We start from the raw sequence: 3,412 nt of genomic DNA on the forward strand, positions 1-3,412 counted from the left end.
AGATTCAGGCGCTCGACCGCACCCAGCCCGGGCTGGGTGCGGTCGAGCGCCTGAATCTGGGACTTTTCGTTGTCAATCTGCATTGAAAACTGACCCAGCGTGATCATTTAAAAATGACCCACCTCAGGGGGAGCAAAGCCCACAGGCGAGCGGCCCCCATATAGCAGGCTCGTCTGTGGGCTTTGCTTTTTCAGGTTTAGGATTTTGTTCGAGATTTGCTTTGGGCGAAACGGTAAGATGTGTTGCCGGTCTCGATGATGCTGCAATGGTGAGTGACCCGATCAAGCAGCGCGGTGGTCATCTTGGCATCGCCAAACACTGAGACCCATTCACCGAACTCGAGGTTGGTGGTGATGATGACACTGGTGGTTTCATACAGCTTGCTGATCAAGTGAAACAGCAGCGACCCGCCGGATTTCGGAAACGGGATATAGCCAAGTTCATCGATGATGACGCAATCCAGAGCGGTCAGTTGCTTGATGATCTTCCCTGTGTTTCCCTCGGCCTGCTCTGCGATGAGGGCGTTGATCAGATCGACGGCATTATAGAAGCGCACCCGCTTTCCTCTATTGACCAGGTTGGTCCCGAGCGCGATGGAAATGTGCGTCTTGCCGGTACCAGTTCCCCCGACCAGGATGATGTTATGCGCGTCATCAGTGAATTGGCCTGAGCAAAACGGGTCGATCTGCGCTTTTGTGATGGTCGCCGCGCTATAATTGAAGGTGGCGAAGTCCTTGTGATGGGGGAATTTCGCGATGCGCATCTGATACTGGATGGACCGCACCCTGCGCTCTTCGGTTTCTGCTTCGATCAAGGTCTTCAATGCTGTCGTCAGGCTGGGTGGCGTGCGCGCGGCCAACAAATCCTGCGCGCAAGCAGCCATTCCGTGGAGCCTGAGTGCTGCGAGTTGGTCAATGAGAGCGTTCATACTGCGGCCCTCCCCGTAGCACAGAGCGCCTCATATCGCTTGCAATCGGCCTGTGGTCGCACGCTCAACTGCGGATAGGCATGGGTTTCCGCCAACGGCGCGATTGTCGGCTCCAGCAGTTGATTGACCAGATTGATGATCGCCGGCAAACGCAAGGTGCGTTGTTCGATGGCCAGGTCGCAGGCCATCTCGACCACGTCTATGCCATGCTCAAGTGCCAGCAGCAGCAGATCGACAAACTCGCGGTCGCCACCTTTCTCGCGCATGTAGTGATCCTTGATCTGCTCCATCGATTTGGGCAATTCCCAACCGACAAAGGGTGCGCCATCACGCAACGCACCGGGCTTGCGATCGAGCAACGGCACATAGTGCCAGGGCTCGAAGTAACTGATATTGCGTGTAAAGCGCCGCTTATGTTCAGCGATAATTTCGTCGTTTGCGATCATGACTAGCCGATCAGCATAGGCGCGCAGCGAGACGTGATGCCCCGCATGTTCGCACGGCACGCTGTAGCGATTGCTGTCGTATTGCACCAGGCAGGTGGATCTGACCCGCACAGTTTTTTCGACATAGCCGTCGAAAGGACGGCCTAGCGGGCGCAACTCGATCTTTTCATCCTCAAAGACGTCGGCGATTGTGCGATGCTGTTGATCAGTATGGCGGCGTTCAGCCAGCTCCTCACAGCGCAAAAGCAGCCAGGCATTCAGCGCCGCCAGATCGTCAAAGACAAGCCTGGGAGTGAACAGCTCGCCGCGCAGAAACTGCACCTGGTTCTCGACCTGTCCCTTCTCCCATCCCGAGGCAGGCGTGCAGGCGACAGGGTCGATGACGTAATGGTTCATCAAGGCCAGAAAGCGTGGATGAAAGATCCGATCCTTCGACCGCGAGACATAGGTCACCATGGTTTTGGGGTTGTCGATGATCACACGGCGCGGAACGCCACCGAAGAAAGACAGCGCCCGCACAAAGGCATCCAGCACCATCTCCTGCTTCTCGTTCATATAGGCCACGACGAAAGGCTTGCGGCTGTGGCACAGGCGGAAATGGGCGACGTGAACCTTGTGTTGGACACCGCCTAACAGAACATATTCTTCGCTCCAGTCGAACTGAAGCGCATCGCCAGGCACGAAATAGAGTGGGATGAATGCATCAGTTCCATCGGTTCCAGATGACTTCTTGAGCTCACTGACAAACCGCTGAACTGGCGAATAAGAGCCTGTGTAGCCTTCCGCGACAAGCTCTTCGTAAAGCTTCTTCGCTGTGCGCCGATCACGGCGCCGAAGGGACAGATCGTGCTCAAAAAGTTCCCGCAGACGCACCTCGAACTGTGCGTTCAGCTTAGACCCGACACGCGGTTGCTGTCTCCGATAGCGCGGTTGTTCCGGGTTCTTCAGATACTTCTTGATCGTCGTCCGCGAAATCCCAGTCTCGCGCGCCACAGAATGGATGCTGCGCCCATCCCCCAAGATCCAGCCTCGGATCTTCATTGCCGTTTCCATAAGTAACACCTGCTCTTCCTCCGTGCCCAAAGCACACGGATGTTAACAATGCAGGTGGGTCAGTTTTAGATGATCATAACCCACCAAAGTGGGTCACTTTTGCATGCTGATTCACACTTTTCGGGTGAAGGCCGCCTGGCAGCCCATGGAGCAGAACCAGCGGTATGTGCGTTTGCCGCGCGGCATGTTCGGATCGCACCATCCGAAGCCTCGGGTGCGCGATGTACAGACGGCGCAAAGCGTGCCGCGCGGATGCCAGAGGCGATCAAAGCCCGGGCAATCCGTAGCCGCTGTGGGCGGGGATTGGATTTGCGCGACATGGCTCACGCAGCTCTCTGTCGCCTGGCTCGATTGGCCCTCGCTACATTTTCGGAGAGCGGAATCCACCGGCAATTGTCAGCGCAATAGCCACTCCGCGGATCAATCCGGTCGATGCTGAGATCATCCGCATAGCCGTGGGCCAAGGCCCATGCGTAAAACTGAACTGGCGTATCCCGCCATTGTCGACAGACTTGAATTCCCCTTGCGCCGTATCGCGAGAAATCCTTGCTGTTGGGATTGTGGCACCGTGCCAGCATACCTCGGCGAATGTTTTCGAGCCGGTGTCCAGTCATCCCATGGGTCCGCCTAGAAGCTGCAATGAGTGCCCGGGTCGCGCAACCGCAACTCTTGACAGTCCCTCTGCGCAAACGGCTGCCATCCTTTATGGTCAGCTTTCCGCATGCGCAGCGGCACAGCCATTTAGGTCGCGGTGAAGCGCCGAAGCGCTCCACCACTGTCAAAAGGCCAAACCTCTGGCCTGTCATGTTAATAGCAGGCATCGGCATGATCAGTCCGCCCACGCGGGACGCCCATGCGGCGCTGGTGCTTGCGCCTCGTAAGCGGTTTGATGCGCGGTCGAGGCAAAGTCTGGAGTTTCCGGTGGTGCTGACAACGGCGCCGCACCCATGACTTGCATGTAATCACGATGATCAGGCATGACTGC

The 3,412-nt window shown here is 56.9% G+C and carries 2 protein-coding genes; both read right to left on the reverse strand.

What is annotated here, in order from left to right:
- Positions 1-196: 196 nt before the first annotated feature.
- Positions 197-928, reverse strand: a complete 732-nt coding sequence (gene istB / locus VGP75_RS17870) for an IS21-like element helper ATPase IstB (RefSeq protein WP_327544944.1) — start codon at positions 926-928, stop codon at positions 197-199.
- A complete protein-coding gene (istA, locus tag VGP75_RS17875) occupies positions 925-2,427 on the reverse strand; it encodes an IS21 family transposase (RefSeq protein ID WP_327544945.1) in 1,503 nt (500 codons plus the stop codon). Before istA ends, istB begins: the two co-directional genes overlap by 4 nt.
- Between the last annotated feature and the right edge of the window lie 985 nt (positions 2,428-3,412).

Source organism: Yoonia sp. (genome assembly GCF_036007805.1).
In the GTDB taxonomy this organism is placed as follows: Bacteria; Pseudomonadota; Alphaproteobacteria; order Rhodobacterales; family Rhodobacteraceae; genus Yoonia.